19 protein-coding genes are annotated in these 21,113 nt (G+C 65.1%); 9 read left to right on the top strand and 10 right to left on the bottom strand.

The window, feature by feature from the left end; genetic code table 11:
- Window positions 1-12: 12 nt before the first annotated feature.
- Entirely contained in the window at window positions 13-729 is a 717-nt protein-coding gene (locus ASC46_RS11815; RefSeq protein ID WP_055459510.1) for a Tim44/TimA family putative adaptor protein, read from the bottom strand.
- Window positions 730-1,070: 341 nt separating this feature from the next.
- On the opposite strand from ASC46_RS11815, the gene secB reads away from it, so the two are divergent.
- Window positions 1,071-1,556: a protein-export chaperone SecB gene (gene secB / locus ASC46_RS11810; RefSeq protein WP_055459509.1), complete on the top strand. Its 486-nt coding sequence runs from the start codon at window positions 1,071-1,073 to the stop codon at window positions 1,554-1,556.
- 50 nt (window positions 1,557-1,606) lie between these two features.
- On the opposite strand, the gene dnaQ is transcribed toward secB, so the two are convergent.
- Genes dnaQ through ASC46_RS11785 form a run of 5 tightly spaced genes read right to left on the bottom strand, consistent with a single transcriptional unit; the run spans window position 1,607 to window position 5,293 of the window.
- Complete coding sequence (gene dnaQ, locus ASC46_RS11805) at window positions 1,607-2,332, bottom strand: DNA polymerase III subunit epsilon (RefSeq protein WP_055459508.1); 726 nt, start codon at window positions 2,330-2,332, stop codon at window positions 1,607-1,609.
- Window positions 2,326-2,961, bottom strand: coding sequence for a dephospho-CoA kinase (gene coaE, locus ASC46_RS11800; protein WP_276199477.1), 636 nt, complete (start codon window positions 2,959-2,961; stop codon window positions 2,326-2,328). The genes dnaQ and coaE overlap by 7 nt, the downstream gene beginning before the upstream one ends.
- The gene (locus tag ASC46_RS11795) at window positions 2,946-3,803 is read right to left on the bottom strand and encodes a shikimate dehydrogenase (RefSeq protein ID WP_055459507.1); all 858 of its coding nucleotides are present in this window, start codon (window positions 3,801-3,803) and stop codon (window positions 2,946-2,948) included. Before ASC46_RS11795 ends, coaE begins: the two co-directional genes overlap by 16 nt.
- Window positions 3,800-4,444 carry a Maf family protein gene (locus ASC46_RS11790; RefSeq protein WP_055459506.1) on the bottom strand — a complete coding sequence of 215 codons (645 nt, stop codon included), beginning with the start codon at window positions 4,442-4,444 and terminating at the stop codon, window positions 3,800-3,802. Before ASC46_RS11790 ends, ASC46_RS11795 begins: the two co-directional genes overlap by 4 nt.
- 18 nt (window positions 4,445-4,462) lie before the next feature.
- A complete protein-coding gene (locus tag ASC46_RS11785) occupies window positions 4,463-5,293 on the bottom strand; it encodes a pyruvate, water dikinase regulatory protein (RefSeq protein ID WP_055459505.1) in 831 nt (276 codons plus the stop codon).
- A gap of 445 nt (window positions 5,294-5,738) precedes the next feature.
- On the opposite strand from ASC46_RS11785, the gene hemE reads away from it, so the two are divergent.
- The 3 genes from hemE (at window position 5,739) to rho (ending at window position 8,729) form a co-directional block, all read left to right on the top strand.
- The gene (hemE, locus tag ASC46_RS11780; RefSeq protein WP_096335366.1) at window positions 5,739-6,779 is read left to right on the top strand and encodes a uroporphyrinogen decarboxylase; all 1,041 of its coding nucleotides are present in this window, start codon (window positions 5,739-5,741) and stop codon (window positions 6,777-6,779) included.
- Between the two features lie 40 nt (window positions 6,780-6,819).
- Complete coding sequence (gene hemJ, locus ASC46_RS11775) at window positions 6,820-7,248, top strand: protoporphyrinogen oxidase HemJ (RefSeq protein WP_055459503.1); 429 nt, start codon at window positions 6,820-6,822, stop codon at window positions 7,246-7,248.
- Between the two features lie 215 nt (window positions 7,249-7,463).
- Window positions 7,464-8,729 (top strand): transcription termination factor Rho, encoded by a 1,266-nt coding sequence (gene rho, locus ASC46_RS11770; protein ID WP_055459502.1) that lies wholly within the window; start codon window positions 7,464-7,466, stop codon window positions 8,727-8,729.
- A gap of 34 nt (window positions 8,730-8,763) precedes the next feature.
- Here rho and ASC46_RS11765 read toward each other — a convergent pair whose 3' ends face one another.
- Window positions 8,764-10,776 (bottom strand): thioredoxin domain-containing protein, encoded by a 2,013-nt coding sequence (locus ASC46_RS11765; RefSeq protein WP_055459501.1) that lies wholly within the window; start codon window positions 10,774-10,776, stop codon window positions 8,764-8,766.
- Between the two features lie 131 nt (window positions 10,777-10,907).
- Here ASC46_RS11765 and mnmE point away from each other — a divergent pair, with 131 nt between their 5' ends.
- The 5 genes from mnmE (at window position 10,908) to ASC46_RS11740 (ending at window position 16,664) form a co-directional block, all read left to right on the top strand.
- Window positions 10,908-12,245, top strand: a complete 1,338-nt coding sequence (gene mnmE / locus ASC46_RS11760; RefSeq protein WP_055459500.1) for a tRNA uridine-5-carboxymethylaminomethyl(34) synthesis GTPase MnmE — start codon at window positions 10,908-10,910, stop codon at window positions 12,243-12,245.
- 46 nt (window positions 12,246-12,291) lie between these two features.
- The gene (gene mnmG / locus ASC46_RS11755; RefSeq protein WP_055459499.1) at window positions 12,292-14,160 is read left to right on the top strand and encodes a tRNA uridine-5-carboxymethylaminomethyl(34) synthesis enzyme MnmG; all 1,869 of its coding nucleotides are present in this window, start codon (window positions 12,292-12,294) and stop codon (window positions 14,158-14,160) included.
- 18 nt (window positions 14,161-14,178) lie between these two features.
- Window positions 14,179-14,838 (top strand): 16S rRNA (guanine(527)-N(7))-methyltransferase RsmG, encoded by a 660-nt coding sequence (gene rsmG, locus ASC46_RS11750; protein WP_055459498.1) that lies wholly within the window; start codon window positions 14,179-14,181, stop codon window positions 14,836-14,838.
- Entirely contained in the window at window positions 14,831-15,673 is an 843-nt protein-coding gene (locus tag ASC46_RS11745) for a ParA family protein (protein ID WP_055459497.1), read from the top strand. Before rsmG ends, ASC46_RS11745 begins: the two co-directional genes overlap by 8 nt.
- A 106-nt stretch (window positions 15,674-15,779) precedes the next feature.
- Window positions 15,780-16,664 carry a ParB/RepB/Spo0J family partition protein gene (locus tag ASC46_RS11740; RefSeq protein ID WP_055459496.1) on the top strand — a complete coding sequence of 295 codons (885 nt, stop codon included), beginning with the start codon at window positions 15,780-15,782 and terminating at the stop codon, window positions 16,662-16,664.
- Window positions 16,665-16,670: 6 nt separating this feature from the next.
- Here the strand turns inward: ASC46_RS11740 and holA are convergent, their stop codons facing one another.
- The 3 genes from holA to leuS are packed head-to-tail and all read right to left on the bottom strand — an operon-like array spanning window position 16,671 to window position 20,892.
- Window positions 16,671-17,699: a DNA polymerase III subunit delta gene (holA, locus tag ASC46_RS11735; RefSeq protein ID WP_055459495.1), complete on the bottom strand. Its 1,029-nt coding sequence runs from the start codon at window positions 17,697-17,699 to the stop codon at window positions 16,671-16,673.
- Between the two features lie 18 nt (window positions 17,700-17,717).
- A complete protein-coding gene (gene lptE, locus ASC46_RS11730; RefSeq protein ID WP_082464812.1) occupies window positions 17,718-18,272 on the bottom strand; it encodes an LPS assembly lipoprotein LptE in 555 nt (184 codons plus the stop codon).
- Window positions 18,259-20,892: a leucine--tRNA ligase gene (leuS, locus tag ASC46_RS11725; RefSeq protein WP_055459642.1), complete on the bottom strand. Its 2,634-nt coding sequence runs from the start codon at window positions 20,890-20,892 to the stop codon at window positions 18,259-18,261. The genes lptE and leuS overlap by 14 nt, the downstream gene beginning before the upstream one ends.
- Window positions 20,893-21,113 lie beyond the last annotated feature (221 nt).

Here is a 21,113-nt window from a genome sequence, read left to right as displayed (position 1 = left end):
GTCGCCCGGGGCTCATTGCCCGGATTCGGTCGCCACGAGCAGCCAGTTGGGGTCGCGTGCCCCGAGGGTGCGCGAAAAGGTCCAGACATCCACCACGTCGGCCACGGTTTCCGGATCGCCGTCGATGACCTTGCCGTCCTTGTCGCGCGTCGCCGTGATCAGCTTGGACAGGAAGCGCACCGTGATCTGGGCGGCCTTGCCACGCACCTCCACCTGCTCAACCTTGGCGTCATCGATCGAGACGAAGGTGGTCTCCACCTTCTCGCCGCGTGCCTCGCGATCGGTGATGGCCTTCTCGAAGCCCTCGAAGACGTCCCGCGACAGCAGGCCCTTGAGCGCCTTGCGGTCGCCGGCGGCGAAGCTGGTCACGATCATCTCATAGGCAAGGCGCGCGCCTTCCAGGAAACTGCGGGCGTCGAACTGCGGCTCGACGGCGGCGATGGCATCGAAGCCGCGCGCGGTGGGCGAGCCCTGCTCTGCCACACCGGCCCAGCGGTCCGGCCGCGCCTGGGCGCCGACCTCGGCCATCGCCCCCCGATCGTTGGCGGCGCCCGGAAGGCGCACGACATTGTCCTCACCCGGCTGCTTCGCCTGCTCACGGCGTGCGAAGGGATCCTGCGGCGGTCTTTCGTTGCCGGTGCGCTGACCGAGGACGGAGCGCAGCCGCCAGATGACGAACACGGCCAGGGCGAGAAAGACGATCGTCGTGATGTCGAAGGTGTCCTGCATGGCCTCTCTGTCGTCTCAAGCCCGGGGGCAGCCCCGTTGTCTGCCCGTCTGTCCAGCGTTGGCGCGGAAATGATAACCACCTTCGCATATGGGGGCGAGCGCTCGTAACATCCACCCCGCGTGCGGACAAGTCCGCGGTCGCCCGCGCGAGTTGCCTTGTTTGCCAAATGCTTCCGTGGTAGCCCGCACGGGCTCAACAAAACGGTCGTCCTGACGCAGAGTGCGAGCATTCCGGTTCTTTTCCGCCGGGGTCGTCCCTTCGGGCGGTCCACGGAGGGCCCGGCTACTGTGAACCGATCACGACCCCGAGACAATCATCATTCCTCCCGGAGGAGTTCGACATGACCGACAACCCGACCAACGGCGCAGCGAACGCCGATACGACGCCATCGCTGAACGCCCTTGCCCAGTTCATCAAGGACCTGTCCTTCGAGAACCCGAACGCCCCGCGCTCCCTCGCCCCGCAGCAGCAGAGCCCCGAGATCTCGATCCAGGTCAATGTCGGCGCCAATCAGCTCTCCGACACCGATTTCGAGGTCACGCTCGCCCTCGAGGGCAAGGCGCAGATCGGCCAGGACGTGCTCTTCGCCTTTGAGCTCTCCTACGGCGGCGTCTTCCGCGTGCGCAACATCCCAAAGGATCAGCTGCATCCGGTCGTCATGATCGAATGCCCGCGGCTGCTCTTCCCGTTCGCCCGGCAGATCGTGGCCGATGCGGTGCGCAACGGCGGCTTCCCGCCCCTGTTCATCGATCCGATCGACTTCACCGCGCTCTACCGCCAGAAGCTCGGCGAGCTGCAGGCAGCACAGCAGCAGACCGTGTCGTGACGACCGGCGGCGGCGCGCTCCTCACGCGGCGCGCCGTTCACACGATCTTGCTATTCGGCGCCGGGGCTGATGTATTCGCGCCACAGGGCGCTTTCCCCGAGTTCGGCGATGAAGGCCGTATGAGCCGACCGCTCTGCTTGCGTGATCGAGGGGGGCAGGGCGATGGGCCGCTGAAGCGCTTCATGCGGGCGCCGGGTGGCGGACCGCGTGGACACGGCTAGAGTCGTGACCGTTTCCGTCACGCCGAAGCCAAGGTCGGCCTGCTTGCCCCCGATCAGCTCGATATAGACCTCCGCCAGAATCTCCGCATCGAGCAGCGCGCCGTGCTTGGTGCGGCGTGAATTGTCGATGCCGTAGCGGGCGCACAGAGCGTCGAGGCTGTTGGAAGCGCCGGGATGCTTGCGGCGCGCCATGGACAGCGTATCGATGACGTCCTCCGGAACCACACGCGGAAGACCCACGCGACCGAATTCCATGTCAATGAAGCCGACGTCGAAGGCGGCGTTGTGGATGACGAGCTTCGCATCCGCGATGAAAGCGTGGAACTCCCTCGCGATCGATTCGAAGGTCGGCTTGTCGGCCAGGAACTCGTCCGACAGCCCATGCACCTCGAAGGCACCGCGCGAGACCGGTCGCTGCGGGTTGATGTAAACGTGGTAGTGACGTCCGGTCGGGATGTGGTTGAGAAGCTCGACGCAGCCGATCTCGACGATGCGATCCCCCTTGAGAGCGTCGACTCCGGTCGTTTCCGTATCGAGGACGATCTCCCTCAGCATGCCGTTCCTTCCTGCGATAACGCGCCGCCGGGACGCCCGGCGAGCGCCCTTACGATAGATGCTACCTGAGCCTCTGCTGCAGCGAGGCCGCGGCTGGTATCCACGAGAAAATGCGCCCGCCGGCGCTTTTCGGCGTCCGGCATCTGTTTCACGTGAATCATCGCGAAGCGCTCTTCCGTCATGCCGGGTCGGGCCATGACACGCGCCTTCTGGATATCCGGATCAGCCGTGACCACGAGTACGGCATCGCAGCGTCCGTCGCCGCCCGTCTCGAAGAGGAGGGGGATGTCGAGCACGGCGAGCGATGCCCCGGTCCGCCGGCAGGAGGCGAGAAACCGCTCCTCCTCGCGCCGCACCAGCGGATGCACGATGGCTTCCAGCCGACGCAGCGCTTCCGGCTTGCCAAGCACCGCCGCGCCGAGCTTCTGACGGTCGACACCTTCGTCGCCGGTTGTGCCCGGAAAGGCCGCCTCGATGAGACCGGCAGCTTCGCCACGATAGAGCCGGTGCACGGCAGCATCGGCATCATGCACCGGCACGCCCTGCCGGCGGAACATGGCAGCCGTCGTCGATTTGCCCATGCCGATCGATCCGGTCAGTCCGAGAACGAAGGTCACACTTTCGCCCACTCGATATCCCGTACCAGGATCGCCCGTAGGTCTTCCGTCACGCTGGGCATCCTGCCGAACCAGTGCGCAAAACCCGGCACCGCCTGATGCAGCAGCATGCCGAGACCATCAACCGTTGCAAGGCCACGAGCCCGTGCCGCCGACAGAAGGCCTGTCGTCAGCGGTATATAGACGATGTCGTGCACGACGGCCGTGTCCGGCAACGGCGCAAGATCGATGACGAGCGGCGGTTGGCCGGCCATGCCGAGGGAGGTCGTGTTGACCAGGAGGTTCGTCTCGGACAGGGCTCGATCGAGCCCCTCCCAGCCACAGGACGTCACCGCGGGACCGAAGGCCGCCTCAAGGGCGAGGCTGCGCTCCCTGCTACGGTTGACGAGATGGATGGTCGAAAAGCCGCGCGCGAGAAGCCCATAGACGACGGCGCGGGCGGCACCGCCCGCGCCAAGCACGGTGGCTGTTCCGCCCCGCCTGTCCCAGCCCGGCGCCCGCTCATCGAGATTGGCGAGGAAACCGGCCACGTCCGTATTGTCGGCATGGAGCAAGCCGTTCTCGAACCAGAGCGTGTTGGCAGCGCCCATGGCCCGCGCCGTCTCGCTGGCAACTTCGGCAAGGCCGAGCACTGCTTCTTTGTGCGGCACCGTGACGTTGGCGCCGACATAGCCACGCTCCCGCAGCGAGGCGATGAAACGAGCAAGATTCTCCGGCCTCACGTCCTCGCGGGTATAGTCGCCCGGAAGGTCCAACTCCTTCAACCAGAAACCGTGCACCATCGGCGATCGCGAATGCGCGACCGGGTGGCCGATGATGCAGGCCTTGGGGACGGGACGGGCGGGATCGGTCATCGGGCAAGAACTCCCATCGTGCGCAGCCCCTCGAGAAGGGGCAGCAGCGGCAGGCCGAGAATGGTGAAATGATCGCCGTCTATGCGCTCGAAGAGATGGATGCCGAGCCCTTCGAGCTGATAGCCGCCGACGCTGCCGAGCGCACCGGACCCGGCGAGCGCCACATAAAGCCGGATGAAGGCGTCCGACAACGGCCGCATGGTGAGTCGCGCCTCGGCCAGCGTCGAAAAGACGATTTCGCCGTCGCGGGCGATGGCGCAGGCGCTGCAGAGACGATGGGTGGTGCCGGCGAGACGGGCGATCTGGGAGGCGGCATCGTCCGCGTCGCGCGGCTTGGACAGACGCGAACCGTCGTCTAGAGCAAGCGTCTGATCAGCGCCAAGCACGAGGCGGCCGCGTCGCCGCCGGCTGACCTCGAGAGCCTTTTCACGGGCGAGGAGCACCGCCGTCTCCGACGCAGCGGCATCAGCCGTCAGCTTCTCGGCTTCGACCGCCCGTTCGTCGACCGATGGCGCTTCGATCTCGAGCGCGAGCCCGGCCGCGACGAGCAGATCGCGCCGGGTTGGGCTCGTCGAGGCAAGGACGAGCGGATGGGCATCGAGCCATAAACCCGTTGTGTCGCCCTGCGCTCTGCGTTGCATGTCGCTGTCCCGGCAGGCTCAGATCGCGATGAATTTCATGCGATGGGCCTTGTAGAGATCGATGATGGCGGCGGCCGTTTCCTCGATCGACCGGCGCGTCACGTCGATCATGGGCCATTGGCTGCGGGCGAAGAGACGTCGCGACTGGGCGATCTCTTCGGCGACGCTGTCGCGATCGACATAGGGCGAGGCCTCATCGGCATTGAGGCTGAGCAGGCGATTCTGGCGGATCTGGACGATGCGCTCGGGACTCGCGACGAGGCCGACGATCAGCGGCTTCTTCGCGTTCTGCAGACTTTCAGGCAGCGGAATGCCCGGCACCAAGGGAATGTTGGCGGTCTTGATGCCGCGGTTGGCGAGGTAGATCGACGTCGGCGTCTTCGACGTGCGGCTGACGCCGACGAGCACGACGTCGGCATCCTCGAGGTTGTCAGCCATCTGCCCGTCGTCATGGAGCAGCGTATAGTTCATGGCATCAATACGCTTGAAATATTCGCTGTTAAGCACGTGCTGGGCGCCGGGCCGGGACGCCTGGGCGGCGCCCAGATAGGATTGGAACAGGTTGAGGACCGGCGAGAGCACCGACAGGCACGGGCAGGCGGCCGCGGCGCAAGCCGCTTCCAGCCGCTCGGCGAACTCCGCCTCGACCATCGTGTAGAGGACGACACCGGGCGCGGAGTCGATCTCCTCGATGACCCGCTCGAGCTGGGCACGCGAGCGGATGAGCGGATAGATGTGCTCGATCGCCGAGACTCCTTCATATTGCGCAGCCGCTGCGCGTGCGACAGCGATCAGCGTCTCGCCGGTGGCGTCCGAGACCAGGTGGAGATGAAAGAAGTTGCGACCCAAGGCACGAGCTCCGGCAGGGCAGCGGGGGCGCATCAGATGCAGATGCCCGTCAACGGATCCGTCGACCGATCCTGGGGGCCGGGAGTCGAGGAATGTGGACAAGCACCCTTCGGTGCGCCAACTGCCGTTGGCACTCTGGCGCTTGTCGCTGGCGCGATCAACAGGCCTGCAGCTGTGGGAGGATCGAACGCACGTGATCCCGCCTTTGGGGACGGATCGTGAGCGACGCTGATCGCCCGTGCGTTAACGGATCTGAAAGGTTAATAAACCGTTAAGCTTGCCGCCGACGCCGGCGAGTCGACCGTCCCCGTGCGACCATCGGCAGCGGACGGGAAGGCTGGGGATGGATTGTGGATCCAGGTGAGGCACGCTAATCCGCTGCCCAACAGGAAAAACAGTAAAGATTCCTTTCAATCATTCTTTCTTTCTCTCTGAAGGGTGCACAGTGGAGCCTGCGACGACGAAGCCCCTGCTTCTCAGCGTGATCGACGGCAAGACGAGCGAGCGTCCGCCGGTCTGGCTCATGCGACAGGCAGGCCGCTATCTGCCGGAATACCGGGAGGTGCGCGCCAGGGCCGGCACCTTCCTCGACCTATGCTACAATCCGGATCTTGCCACCGAAGTGACGCTGCAGCCGATTCGGCGCTTCGGCTTCGATGCGGCCATTCTCTTCAGCGACATTCTCGTCATTCCCCACGCGCTCGGGCAGGACGTCACCTTCGCCGAAGGAGAAGGTCCGCGCTTGCGGCCGGTTAACGACAAGGAAGGGCTCGAGGCGCTTGCACCATCCTTCGATGTCGACCGGCTGGCACCCGTTTTGGAAACGGTCAGGCGGGTGCGCACAGCACTGCCGTCCGAGACGGCGCTTCTCGGCTTTTGCGGAGCACCCTGGACGGTCGCGAGTTACATGATTGCCGGCAAGAGCACGCCCGACCAGGCACCGGCACGCCTCCTCGCCTATCAGGACGACGTTTTCTTCGCGGCGCTTGTCGACCGCCTCGTCGATGCCTCCGTCACCTATCTCGTGGCACAGCTCGATGCCGGCGCCGATGCCGTGCAGATCTTCGAGAGCTTCGCCGGGGCCCTGCCGCCGGCGCTGTTCGACCGCTGGTCGCTGGAGCCGATCAGCCGCATTGCCGAGGGCGTTCGCGCGGCACGTCCGCAGGCGCGCATCCTCGTCTTTCCCCGCGGTGCGGCACAGCGGCTCGAGATGCTGGCGCAGTCGGGCATCGCCGATGTCATCGGCCTCGACTGGTCGGTCGATCCGGACTGGGCGCAGGAGCATGTCCAGGCGCATGTCTGCGTGCAGGGCAATCTCGATCCGCTGTCCCTCGTTGCCGGCGGCAGCCAGCTCGATGCAGCTGTCGATCGAATCGTCGCAACCTTCGCGGGCCGGCCTCACATCTTCAATCTCGGGCACGGCATCCTCCCGGAGACGCCCGTTGCCCATGTCGAGCAGATGCTGCGCCGTGTCAGGGGCGTTTGAGACAGGATAAAGCCGGGAGCGGAAGAGCGGGGTTTGGACAATGGCGCTTTACGAATGGATCAAGGCATTGCACATCCTCGCAGTCATTTCGTGGATGGCAGGCATGCTCTATCTGCCGCGGCTATTCGTCTATCATACGGCTGCCACGCCCGGCTCGGAGACGTCCGAGACCTTCAAGGTCATGGAGCGCAGGCTGCTCAAGGCGATCATCAATCCGGCGATGATCGTGACCTGGATCGCCGGCCTCTATCTTGCCTATGAAGGCGGCTGGTTCAGGTCCGGCTGGTTTCACGGCAAGTTCACGCTCGTCATCCTCCTATCGGCCGTGCACGGGGTCCTGGTGCGGCGATTCAAGGACTTTGCGGTGGATCGCAACACGCGTTCCAGCCGCTACTACCGCATCCTCAACGAGACGCCGGCGGTGCTGATGATCGGCATCGTCCTTCTCGTCGTGCTGAAGCCCTTCTGATCCTTTCGATTGGAGGGGGCTTGAGCGGCGCGGGAAAAGGCGCTATTGCATGGTGCCTTCCCAACCATCAGGCTGGCGTCGCTGCAGCTTGTCTGCAACAGCTGCGCGATCCCGAGAGGTGGCCCCCGCTGTGGATGTGCCGCCCGAGCCTGAACTTCCCACCTGTCTTGTCTGCCTTTTCCGGCAATCATAACCATCAAAACAGAGAGTCCCCGATGCGGGAGATCAAACTTCAGTATCTGAAGTCGAAGTCGCCGACCGAATTGCTGGCCTTTGCCGAAGAGCTCGAGGTCGAGAACGCGAGCACGATGCGCAAGCAGGAGCTCATGTTCGCCATCCTGAAGCAGCTGGCGGTGAGCGATACGGAGATCATCGGCGAGGGTGTCGTCGAAGTGCTGCAGGATGGCTTCGGCTTCCTGCGTTCATCCGATTCCAATTACTTGCCTGGACCGGACGATATCTACGTCTCGCCGTCGCAGATTCGCCGCTTCGGCCTGCGCACGGGCGACACTGTCGAGGGTCCCATCCGCAGCCCCAAGGAGGGCGAGCGGTATTTCGCCCTGCTGAAGGTCAATACCATCAATTTCGAGGATCCGGAGAAGATCCGGCACAAGGTTCACTTCGACAACCTGACGCCGCTCTATCCGGACGAGCGCCTGAAGCTCGAGATCGAGGATCCGACGCGCAAGGACTTCTCCTCGCGGATCATCGACATCGTCTCGCCCATCGGCAAGGGCCAGCGCGGCCTCATCGTGGCACCGCCGCGCACCGGCAAGACGGTACTTCTGCAGAATATCGCGAAGTCCATCACCACAAACCATCCCGAGTGCTATCTCATCGTTCTCCTCATCGATGAACGGCCGGAGGAAGTGACTGACATGCAGCGCTCGGTGAAGGGCGAAGTCATCTCCTCGACCTTCGACGAGCCGGCGGCCCGCCACGTGCAGGTCGCGGAAATGGTGATCGAGAAGGCCAAGCGCCTCGTCGAGCACGGGCGCGACGTCGTCATCCTGCTCGATTCGATCACCCGTCTCGGCCGCGCCTACAACACCGTCGTCCCGTCCTCGGGCAAGGTGCTGACCGGTGGTGTCGACGCCAATGCCCTGCAGCGGCCGAAGCGCTTCTTCGGCGCAGCGCGAAACATCGAGGAGGGCGGCTCCCTCACCATCATCGCCACGGCGCTGATCGATACCGGCAGCCGCATGGACGAGGTGATCTTCGAGGAGTTCAAGGGCACCGGGAATTCGGAGATCATTCTCGACCGCAAGGTCTCCGACAAGCGCGTCTTCCCGGCCATCGACATCACCCGCTCCGGCACCCGCAAGGAGGAGCTGCTGGTGCCGTCGGACGTGCTCAAGAAGATGTATGTCCTGCGCCGCATCCTCAATCCGATGGGCACCGTCGATGCCATCGAGTTCCTGCTCGACAAGTTGCGCCAGACCAAGACCAACGCTGATTTCTTCGAATCGATGAATACCTGACGCTCCAGGAACGACGTTTGTACAAGGGGCGGGTTCAGACCCGCCCCTTTTTATCTCCGCGCAGGTCCTGCAGCATTTCCGTCAACCGATTCGGATCCGTGACGGGCAGCGAGCACGTGCCGCCGGAGCAGACAAAGGCTGCGGAGCGGCCGGCAGTGGGTGAAACGCCCGCGGCCATACCGGGGTAACTTGCCGCATCACTCCCGGAGAGATCCACGACCGTTCGATTCGGATACGGAACATCCCGTGCGGCCGTGAGAAGGTCGTCAGCACCAGTTCCGACCACTGCGATGGCGGCTCCGGACAGCCGGAAGTCGAGCGCGTTGAGGGCGGTGGCGTGGGCGAGGGGTGCCCTTGCCGCATGTGCCAGAAGTTGATCGAGGAAGCGGTCGGCCTTGAGCTGATCTGCAGGTTCACCGGAGAGTGCGGCGAGCCGCAGCAGGTTTTCGGCATGCATGCCGTTGGCATTGGGCACGGCGTCGTCGTGCGTCGGTTTGGGGCGCAGAATGATGTCGTCCGCCTCGCTGTCCGACATGGCAAGGATGCCGTCATCGGTGAGGTAGTGCCGTTCGACGAGTTCGGTCCAGGCCTGCGCATCATCCCTGTAGCCGATCTTCCCGGTTGCCTCGTACAAGGCGAGAGCGGCGCGGACCATGGCCGCGTGGTCGCTGGCCATGCCCGGAAAAAGCAGGCGTCCATCCCGCCAGGAGTGGCCGAACCGGCCATTCCGCTGCATCGATTCGGCAATGAAACGGTAGGCACCTTCCGCCGGGGCCAGCCATTGCGGCCGGTGCAGGAGGAGGGCGGCGCGGGCGAGGGCGGCGATCATCAGGCCGTTCCAGTCGGCCAGAATCTTGTCGTCCCGTCCTGGCGGCGTGCGTGCGGCTCGCCGCCTGAGCAGTCTGTCTCGCAGACCGGCGAGCTGCCTTTCCTCGTCCGCTGTCGCGGGTATGCCGCTGAGACGGTTGAGGATGACCTTGCCCTCCCAGTTGCCGCCTGCCGAGACGTCGTAGTGCCGGGAAAAGAGGGGCGCGTCCGGGCCGAGGACGGCCTCGATCTCCTCGGCGGACCATACGTAGAAGCGTCCCTCCTCCCCGTCCGAATCGGCATCGAGGCTGGCGGCGAACCCGCCGCCAGGCAGTGTCATCTCTCGCGTAAGCCAATCGACGATACCTGCGGCTGCTCCCGCAAACAACGGATCGCCCGTGTCCCGCGCCGCGAGAGCATAGAGTTCCAGCAGCTGGGCATTGTCGTAGAGCATCTTCTCGAAATGTGGCACCAGCCATCGCTCATCCACGGCGTAACGGGCGAATCCGCCACCCAGGTGATCGTGGATGCCGCCGCGCGCCATGCGCTCCAGCGTCAGGATGAAAGCTCTTCGGTCCTCCTCGCGGCCGGTGCGTGCCGCATGGCGCCACACTAGCTCGAGCAGGGGCGGATTGGGGAATTTTGGCGCTCCGGGCAAGCCGCCATTTACGGGGTCGATGGCGCGGGCGAGTTTCTCCGCGAGTTGCTCCAGCGTCTCGTGGCCGAAGACCGGTCCCGTCTCGGGCTCCGCCCCAAGCGCTGCGGCGATGGCGCGGCGGTTGTGCTCGACACGCGCCGGCTCCTCGGCCACGAGACGGGCAATCTCGCGCAGGACCGTGACGAAAGCAGGCCGACCGAAGCGGCTCTGCTTGGGGAAATAAGTGCCGCCCCAGAAGGGCTCGCCGTGGGGCGTGAGGAACATGGTCAGCGGCCAGCCTCCTTGCTCGCCGAGCGCATGCAGGGCCGACATGTAGATGAAGTCGATGTCGGGCCGTTCCTCGCTATCGACCTTGATGTTGACGAACAATTCGTTCATGACCTCGGCCGTGGCGGGGTCCTCGAAGCTCTCGTGGGCCATAACATGGCACCAGTGGCAGGCGGCGTATCCGACCGAAAGAAGGATCGGCTTGTTCTCGCTGCGGGCTTGGGCGAGCGCCTCTTCACCCCAGGGCCACCAGTTTACGGGGTTTTCCCTGTGCTGCAGAAGATAGGGACTGGTCTCGTTGGCGAGGCGGTTCATGGATCGTCCTCCTTGTCCCAGCCGCCGAACAGGGGCGCCGGAGATCCTGCATCGGGAAAGCCACGCTGGCAGTATAGCCTCAAGTCAGTCGGCATACGCGCCGGCCCGCAATTCGATTCAATATCGTAACGATGCAGATCAGCCGAAACGACACGATCTTTGCCTTGGCGAGCGGTGCGGGGCGGGCGGGCATTGCCGTGGTGCGCCTTTCCGGTCCGGCGTGTCGATTCGTTCTCGAATTGATGGCCGGCCACGTGCCGAGACCGCGGCGGCTGGAGCTCTGCCGGTTGCGTCATCCTCTCTCGCGAGACCTGCTTGACGAGGCGCTGGTGGCCTTCTTTCCATCCCCGAACAGCTTCACTGGAGAAGACGTTGCCGAACTGCACGTACATGGCGGTCGGGCTGTCATCGGCGCGGTGATCGCGGGCCTGGGAGAAATATCGGGTTGCAGGCTCGCCGGTCCGGGAGAGTTCAGCCGTCGCGCGCTGCTCAACGGCAAGATGGATCTGAGTGCCATCGAGGGCCTCGGCGATCTCATCGATGCCGAAACGGAGATGCAACGCCGACAGGCGATGCGGCAGATGCGGGGCGAATTGCGCGACGCCGTGGAGCGGTGGCGGACGACCCTCATTGAGGCATCGGCCTTCGTCGAGGCGGAACTCGATTTCGCCGATGAGAGCGATGTGCCGGACGGCTTGCGCGAGCGTGCCATGGCATTGCTCGTTTCGGTGGCGGATGAGCTGCGGCGGGAGATTGCGCGTGCCCGCAGTGGCGAGCGGATCCGGAGCGGCCTGACCGTGGTCATCGCGGGTCCGCCGAATGCCGGCAAGTCGACGCTCCTGAACGCGCTGGCGCAGCGCGACGTCGCCATCGTCTCGGACATACCAGGTACAACCAGAGACAGTATCGAGGTGCACTGGGACCTCGCCGGCATACCGGTCACCTTGGTCGACACCGCCGGCCTGCGTGAGAGCCGCGATCCGATCGAGCAGGAGGGCGTGCGGCGTGCCCGCGACCGGGCGCGAAACGCCGACGTCATCCTGTCGCTCCGCGCATTCGATTCGCAGACGGAACATCTTCAGGATGCTCCTGGTGCCGTGATCATTCCGATCCGGACCAAGATCGATCTGGCTACGGGCCGGGGCGTTGGCAGTGACGCGTCGCTCGATGAGCTTGAGCTTTCGGCCGCGACCGGCGAAGGTGTCGAGGCGCTCGTTGCGCGCCTTGAAACCATGGCCAAGAATGTCGTCGCGGACGGTGGTCTGGTGACCCGTGCGAGGCATCGGGAGGCCTTTGCAGGTGCGCTTGCGACGCTGGAGCGGGCGATCTCCGCCGGCCCCGGCCATCCCGGCGAGCTCTTTGCAGAAGACATTCGCCTGGCGATGCGCTATCTCGGGCGTGTCACCGGCAGGGTCGATGTCGAGGATGTTCTCGACCGTCTTTTCGCTGGCTTCTGTATCGGAAAATGAGCCTGTGTTTCACGTGAAACAGGATTGATTGGACCGAGGAATTCGTATGGACCGTTCTTTCGACGTCATCGTGATCGGAGGCGGGCATGCCGGCGTCGAGGCGGCTGCAGCCGCGGCTCGCATGGGGGCGTCAACGGCCCTTGTGACCCATCGCTTCGACACTGTCGGCGCCATGTCGTGCAATCCGGCGATCGGCGGTCTGGGCAAGGGTCATCTGGTGCGCGAAGTGGATGCTCTCGACGGTCTGATGGGACGAGTGGCGGATGCCGGAGGCATCCAGTTCCGCGTTCTCAATCGCCGCAAAGGCCCGGCCGTTCGCGGTCCGCGCACCCAGGCAGATCGCAAGCTCTATGCTCTGACCATGCAAGCCGAGATTCGTGCGACCGCAAACCTTGCCGTCGTCGAGGCAGAAGCGGACGATCTGCTGTTCGATGGCAACCGGGTCAAAGCGGTCGTTCTTGCGTCTGGCGCGATTCTGCGGACAGGTGCCGTGGTCCTGACGACAGGGACCTTCCTGCGAGGCCTCATCCATATCGGCGAGGTGAAGATCCCGGCGGGCCGCCTGGGCGAGGCGCCGTCACATGGACTGTCGAAGGCCTTGGCGCGCTTCGGCTTTCCCCTGGGACGATTGAAGACAGGAACACCGGCCCGCCTGGATGGACGCACCATCGATTGGGCGGGTCTCGACCGACAGGCGGCGGATTCCGAACCGGAGCCCTTCTCAGCCCTCACGGAACGGATCACCAATCCCCAGATCGAATGCGGGATCACCCGCACAACGGCGAGAACCCACGCGATCATTCGGGCCAATCTGCATCGCGCACCCATGTACTCGGGCGAGATCGAAAGTCGAGGTCCGCGCTATTGCCCATCCATCGAGGACAAGGTTGTCCGCTTCGGAGACCGGGAGGGTCATCAGATCTTTCTCGAACCCGAGGGGCTCGAGGATCACACGATCTATCCCAACGGTATCTCCACGTCGCTGCCGGAAGATGTGCAGCGGGCCATGATCGCGACCATACCGGGGCTTGAGCGGGCGGAGATCCTCCGGCCCGGCTATGCCATCGAGTATGATTTCGTCGATCCGCGTGCGCTTTGTCCGACACTTGAGACGAAGGCGGTGCGGGGTCTGTTTCTCGCAGGCCAGATCAACGGTACGACCGGCTATGAGGAGGCTGCGGCACAAGGTCTGCTCGCCGGCCTCAATGCCGCGCGCCATGCCGGCGGGCAGGAAGGTGTGGTCTTTGACCGGGCCGAGAGCTACATGGGCGTTCTCGTCGACGACCTCGTTACCCGCGGGGTGACGGAGCCCTATCGCATGTTCACGTCTCGTGCCGAATATCGGCTGTCGCTGCGGGTGGACAACGCCGACGAGCGGCTGACGGAACGCGGCATTGCCATGGGCTGCGTTGGTGGACGACGCGCTGCGGCCTATCGGGCCAAGCGCGAACGACTCGAAGAGGCACGGGCCCTGCTCGATCGACTGGCGCTTACACCCAACGAGGCGGCCGCGCATGGACTCTCGGTCAATCGCGACGGGCGACGCCGCACGGCCTTCCAGCTGCTCGCCCATCCCGATGTTACCTTTGATCGGCTTGCGGCGATCTGGCCTGAAGTGGCGGCATTTGATCGCCAGACCAGGGACCGAGTAAGCACAGATGCGATCTACTCCGTCTATCTCGACCGACAGGCGTCGGACATTGCATCGTATCGGCGCGATGAATCCGCGACCCTGCCGGACGGACTGGATTTCAACCTGCTCGCGGGGCTCTCGGGGGAGCTTCGCCAAAAGCTGATGACGGTGAGGCCACGGACGCTCGGCCAAGCTGGGCGCATCGAGGGGATGACACCGGCGGCGTTGACGATTCTCGCCGCCGAAGTCGCCCGGTCGCGCCGTGCTGTTGCGGTAGAATGATTCGGATCCGGATCGATCATGCAAAGCAGAATCGCGCTGCGCGATGATCGCGCTGCGGCCCTAGCACTGGGTTTGATTCCGGACACCGCGTTGCCGGCCTTCGACATCTATGTCGATCTTCTGTGCCGCTGGCAGGATGTAAAGAACCTCGTGGGACCGCGGACCCTCCATCATGTCTGGACGCGCCACGTCGCCGATTCCGCACAGTTGCTCCCATTGGCGCCGACGGCGCGAAAATGGATCGACATTGGCACGGGTGCCGGGTTCCCCGGTCTGGTTCTTGCGATCCTGCTGCGGGGCCGCCCCGATTGCGAGATCCATCTGGTCGAGAGCAATAGCCGCAAATGCGCGTTCCTGCGAGCTGTTTCACGTGAAACAGGAGCACATGCTCAGATCCATGCCGGTCGAATCGAGGACATCCTGCCCCGTCTCGGCGAGGCGGACGTGATCACTGCGCGAGCCCTCGCGCCGCTCACGGAACTCCTCGCTCTCGGCAAAGATCTGTTGAGAACCGGCGCGATCGGTATCTTTCCCAAGGGACAAGATTTAGAGGCCGAATTGACGGTCGCCGCTAAATCTTGGAATATCGACTACCACATTGTTCCGAGCGTCACCGATCCTCAGGGACGCATCTGCATCGTCCGTCAGCTGCGGGAGCATGGTTCGGATCATGGCTGATATCAGCTCACCCCTTCATGTGCCGTCCTGCTGCAGCCTGCCGCGGGTGCTGGCCCTCGCCAACCAGAAGGGCGGCGTCGGCAAGACGACGACAGCCATCAATCTCGGCACCGCCCTGGCGGCGATCGGCGAGCGTGTTCTGATCATCGATCTCGACCCGCAGGGCAACGCCTCGACCGGTCTCGGTATCGATCGTAAGAGCCGTCGCGTCTCGACCTATGATGTCATGACGGCAACGGCAACGTTGCAAGCGGCAGCACTTCAAACAGCGGTTCCGGGTCTGGCCGTTGCTCCTAGCACGCTCGATCTGCTCGGCGTCGAGCTCGAGATCGCGGCTCATCGCGACCGAGCGCAGCGCTTGTCGGCCGCCATCAAGGCCTTGCCGCCGGACGAGGATGGCCGGCCCGCCTATAGCTATGTATTGATCGACTGCCCGCCTTCGCTGAACCTGCTGACTATCAATGCCCTGACGGCGGCAGATGCGGTGCTGGTGCCGCTGCAGTGCGAGTTCTTTGCCCTCGAGGGTTTGAGTCAACTGCTCCGAACGGTGGAGCAGGTGCGCTCCGCGCTCAATCCCCGCCTGACGATCCATGGCGTGGTGCTTACCATGTTCGATCCGCGCAACAATCTTTCCGGGCAGGTGGTTGCGGATGTGCGCCAGTTCATGGGATCGAAGGTCTACGAAACCATTATTCCCCGCAACGTCCGCGTCTCCGAGGCGCCGTCGCATGGCAAGCCGGTGCTCCTTTACGACCTCAAATGCGCGGGAGCGCAGGCTTATCTGAAGCTCGCCTCGGAGATCATTCAGCGCGAGAAAACCCTGCGCGCCGCCTAGATCGCAACGAAGCGAGCGGCGCAGGGATCGCGTGTCGTTTCGGTACCGTGTCGGTTGCGTTTCGGTCAGGGTCTGGAGGCGGCACAAGCGATGGTGGAGTTGAAAGATGGTCGATGATCCTGCCCGTTCCCGCCTTGGTCGCGGGCTTGCTGCGCTCATAGGAGAGGTCGGCGAAGATTTTGGCGACGCCGGGCGTGGTCCCCGCGGGCAGCGCGCTGTTCCCATCGAGTTCCTGCGGCCCAACCCCCGCAACCCCCGAAAGGTCTTCGACGATGAAGCGCTGGACGAGCTGGCGAGTTCGATTCGCGAGCGCGGTCTGATCCAGCCGATCGTCGTTCGGGCCGTTCCCAATCTCGTCGACGTCTTCGAGATCGTTGCGGGGGAGCGGCGCTGGCGTGGTGCGCAGCGAGCCGGCCTGCACGAGGTGCCCGTCATCGTCATCGAGGCCGACGACCGTCTGGCTCTCGAAATTGCCATCATCGAGAACGTGCAGCGCGCCGATCTCAATCCGATCGAGGAGGCGATCGGTTACGAGCAGTTGATGGCGGAGTTCCAGTATTCACAGAACGAGCTTGCTCAGGTCATTGGCAAGAGCCGCAGCCATGTCGCTAACACCTTGCGGCTTCTGCGCCTGCCCGACAGCATCAAGAGCAAGCTCAACGACGGCCTGCTCTCGGCCGGCCACGCGCGGGCACTGCTGTCGGTCAGCGATCCGGAGACGATCGCCGAGCGGATCGTTGCCCAGGGTCTCAATGTCCGCGATGTCGAGCGCATTGCGCAAGAAGAAGCGCGCGGCGGAGGCGACGAACAGGGACGCGAGGCGCGGCCGCGCAAGGAGAAGGATCCAGATACACGGGCGCTCGAGCAGGCGCTGGAGGACGTTCTCGGTCTCGCCGTCAGTGTAGAGCACAAGGCGCAGGGTGGCGAGGTGCGCATCCGCTACAAGACGCTAGAGCAGCTGGACGCGCTTTGCCGCCGGTTGCGGGGCTGACCGACCCTATCGCGCAGCGCGTCGGGCCATACCGGCAAGTGCCCACAGCGTCTTGAGCGCATGCTGGGCAGCAAGTTGCGGCTGGCGCCGGGTCATGCCGATGGCCTGACCGAGTTCGACTGCGGCCCGGTTGAGGCCAGCGGTCGCCCACAGGCGCAACTGGCGCTCAATCGCCGCCTTGCGCTTGAAATGCAGGCCGCGGAAGCTGCCGATGGCAACGGCGTGTGAAGACCCGGTATCGACGGCCTGCCGCGCAGCCATGAGCGCGAGTGTATGTCGGAGGGCAAAGCCCAGCAGCACGTCGGCATCCGTGCCCTCGGCCTGCAGTCGTGTGAAGCTGCGGTCGAGCGTGGTGAAATCGCCGAGGAAGGCGGCGTCGATGGCTGCGTCGAAGGCGATGGCCGAGACGTCCCCCACGACGGCGGCCACATCCTCCATGGTGACGACGTCGCGGCCGTGGACATAGGTGAAGAGCTTGTCGAGCTCGGACCGGCTTGCCACTCGGTCGGCGCCGAGCGAGGCGAGCAGCAGTTCGCGGGCATCGGGCTCGACACGCAGGCCGACCTTGCGGCTCATGTCGTCGATCAGTGCCCCGAGGTCGCGGACGCCATCCGCATAGCAGGGCATGGCGGCTGCTGCGGCCGCCTTCTCGCAGAGCTGGCGCAGAGGGGCCGTGCGGGAAAGATCGCCCGCCTCCACGATGACCACGGCATCCTGCGGCGGCGTGTTCAGCACCGGCGTCAGGGCGGGAGCGAGATTACGGCTCCCGGCGCGCAGCCAGATGGCGCGGCGGCCTCCGAAGAGCGGCACCGTATTGGCCTCGTCGGCGAGGCGCAAAGGATCGGACGCGATCTCATCGCCGTCGAGGCGCACCAGCTGGAAAGGATCGTCCGGATCGTCGATGGTTCCGGCCACGAGCCGGCGCACGCGTTCGCCCACGAGGCCACTATCCGGACCATAGACGAGGAAGACGGCCGTCTGCGGCGACGGGTGTCTGATGGCTCTGTCGACATCGCCCGCCTTGATCGCCACCATGTCCCGTCGGCCCGCGTCTCAGCCGCGCGTCGCGAGCGTTGCGGCGATGCGCGTGCTGATCTGGTCGGCGAGCTCCTTGGCGACGCGGATCTCCGCATCGCGCGCCGCGCGTACCGAGGCGAAGCGCTGCGGATTGCGGTCGTAGCTCGCCGAGGCGGTGGCCTTGCCAGTCATCACGGGTTTCTCCTCGCCGATGCGCGTGAGGACGAAATTCGCAGTCGCCTGCAGGTTCGCCGACTGCGCGTTACCGCTCACCGTGTCGACGATCGCCGTACGCACTTGGATGCCCGCCGGCGAGATCTGGAGCCGGTAGCGCGGCTCGAGGGCGCCGTTGCCGCCGGTGAGTTCGTAGACGAGCTCGTTGCGCAGGTAGTGGGCGAGGCGCTCCTGGCCGGGGATATCGGGGATCGATGCGACCTCGATGGTACGCAGGGAATCCTGCACGGATGTGCCGTCCGCCCGCTCGGCATAGAGCGGGCGAAGGCAGCCGGCAAGCCCGAGGGCCAGCGTGACAATGGCGGCAAGGCGCAGCCCGGCGCCGGCGCGGCGGGCGAGACGATCAGGCGACGACATTGACGATCCTCTGCGGGACGACGATGATTTTGCGGACGGGCCGGCCCTCGGTGGCGCGCTGGACGGCTTCGAGCGCGAGCGCCGCGGCCTCGACGGTCGCGTTGTCGGCATCGCGCGGTACCGTTACGTCGGCGCGCTTCTTGCCGTTGACCTGCACGGGCAGGGTGATGACGTCCTCGACGAGGAGAGCCTTGTCCGCCTTGGGCCAATGCGTCTCGGCGACGAGCGTCTCGAAGCCGAGCACCTTCCAGCACTCCTCCGCCAGATGCGGCATCATCGGCGCCACGAGCTGCACGAGGATCGAGGCTGCCTCGCGCAGCGCAAAACGCATGTCCGCGGCTGGCGGCTCGCCGTCGCGAATGCCGTTCAGGGCGGCCTGCAGCGCGTTCGACAATTCGTAGACCTGGGCGACACAGCGGTTGAAGCGCAGCTTGAGGACGTCGTCCTCGACGGTCGCCAGGGCCCGGTGGGCCGCCTTGCGCAGGATGAGGGAGGCCTCGTCCAGCGTCGTCTCGGCCGACCCGTCGGTCGCATCGGTGACAGCCACCACCTCGCCGATCAGGCGCCACAGGCGCTGCACGAAGCGGTGGGCGCCCTGCACGCCTTCCTCCGTCCAGATCACGTCGCGCTCGGGCGGCGAATCGGAAAGCATGAACCAGCGGGCCGTGTCGGCACCATAGGTGCCGATGATCTCGTCCGGATCGATGGTGTTCTTCTTGGACTTCGACATCTTCTCGATGCTGCCGATGCTGATCGGCTCACCGGTGCTGACGTGGAAGGCCTTGCGGGCGCCGCCGTCGCTCTCGATGCGCACCTCGGCCGGCTGTACCCAGGCACCACTCGCGTCGCGGTAGGTCTCGTGGACCACCATGCCCTGGGTGAAGAGGCCGGCGAAGGGCTCGTCGAGCCCGACGTGGCCGGTCGCCTTCATGGCCCGTGTGAAGAAGCGGGAGTAGAGGAGGTGCAGGATGGCGTGCTCGATGCCGCCGATATACTGGTCCACCGGCAGCCAGCGGTCGACGACCTCGCGGTTCGTCGGCTGGCTCGTGAGGTGCGGATCGGTGAAGCGCGCGTAGTACCAGGACGAATCGACGAAAGTGTCCATTGTGTCCGTCTCGCGACGGGCGGGCTTGGCGCAGCGCGGGCAGGCGACGTGCTTCCAGGTCGGATGCCGGTCGAGCGGGTTGCCGGGCTTGTCGAAGTCGATGTCCTCCGGCAGCACCACCGGCAGCTGGTCGTCCGGCACCGGCACCGCGCCGCAGTCGTCGCAGTGGATGATCGGGATCGGGCAGCCCCAGTAGCGTTGGCGCGAGATGCCCCAGTCGCGCAGGCGGAAGTTGATGCGCCGCTCGCCGACCGGCCGGCCGTCGCGCATCTCGGTCTCGAGCCGGCGGGCGACCTCTTCCTTCGCCGCGGCGATGGTCATGCCATCGAGGAAGCGCGAGTTTATCAGCGTTCCCTCGCCGTCATAGGCGGTGTCGGTGACGGTGAAGGCGGCCGGTTCCGCGTCCGGCGGGCAGACGACGGGGGTGACGCCGAGGCCGTAGGCATTGACGAAGTCGAGGTCGCGCTGGTCGTGTGCCGGGCAGCCGAAGATGGCGCCGGTGCCGTAGTCCATCAGGATGAAATTGGCGACATAGACCGGCAGTTTCCAGTCCGGATCGAAGGGATGGACGGCGCGGATACCGGTATCGAAGCCCTTCTTTTCGGCCTTCTCGATCAGTTCCGCGGCCGTACCGGTGCGCTTGCACTCCTCGATGAAGGTGGCGAGCTGCGGATTGATCTTTGCTGCAGCGGTGGCGAGCGGATGGTCGGGCGCTACCGCCATGAAGCGTGCGCCGAAGAGCGTGTCCGGACGGGTGGTGTAGATCTCGAGCTCGCTCTCGCCGTTCGGCGTCGTCGCCGCATCGAGCGCGAAGCGCACGAGGAGGCCCTCGGAGCGGCCGATCCAGTTCTTCTGCATCAGCCGCACCTTCTCCGGCCAGCGCTCCAGCCGGTCGAGGGAGGCGAGGAGGTCATCCGCGAAGGCGGTGATCCTGAAGAACCACTGGGTCAATTCGCGCTGCTCGACGAGCGCGCCCGAGCGCCAGCCGCGGCCGTCGATCACCTGCTCGTTGGCGAGCACGGTCTGGTCGACGGGATCCCAGTTGACCTTGGCCGTCTTGCGGTCGACGAGGCCAGCCGCGAGGAAGTCGAGGAACATCTTCTGCTGGTGCCGGTAGTAGGAGGGATCACACGTGGCGATCTCCCGGCTCCAGTCGAGCGACAGGCCCATGGACTTCAGCTGGCCGCGCATGGTGGCGATGTTGGCGTAGGTCCATTCCTTGGGATGGACCTTGTTGGCCATGGCGGCATTCTCGGCCGGCATGCCGAAGGCGTCCCAGCCCATGGGGTGGAGAACGTTGTAGCCCTTGGCGCGCATGAAGCGGGCGACGACGTCACCCATCGTGTAGTTGCGCACGTGGCCCATGTGGATGCGCCCCGACGGATAGGGGAACATCTCGAGGACATAGTACGTGTCGCGCGGGTCGTCGTTGCGCGTATGGAAGATGCCGCGCTCTTCCCAGACGGCCTGCCACTTGGGTTCGGCCTCCTTGGGGTTGTATCGTTCCACCGTCATGGTCTCGGTCAAGTCGGAATGCTCGCGAAATAGCCCGGTCGCAGTCAATGCGGCGGGCCGGTGAGGCGGCACGACAACGCGGCCTGCCGCGCCGCGGCGCGGACACCCATTGCATCGTTGCTGCCGGGCGGACTAGGACACGAATGCCGTTTGCGGTCAACGCCCGGCGCCGCTTTCGCGGTGTCGTGACGCGCCCGCGGCGGCCGAAGAGGTCACAAGGA

Origin of the sequence: Chelatococcus sambhunathii, from assembly GCF_001418005.1 — a bacterium.
GTDB classification, from domain to species: domain Bacteria; phylum Pseudomonadota; class Alphaproteobacteria; order Rhizobiales; family Beijerinckiaceae; genus Chelatococcus_A; species Chelatococcus_A sambhunathii.
This window is presented reverse-complemented; position numbering and strand designations above follow the sequence as displayed.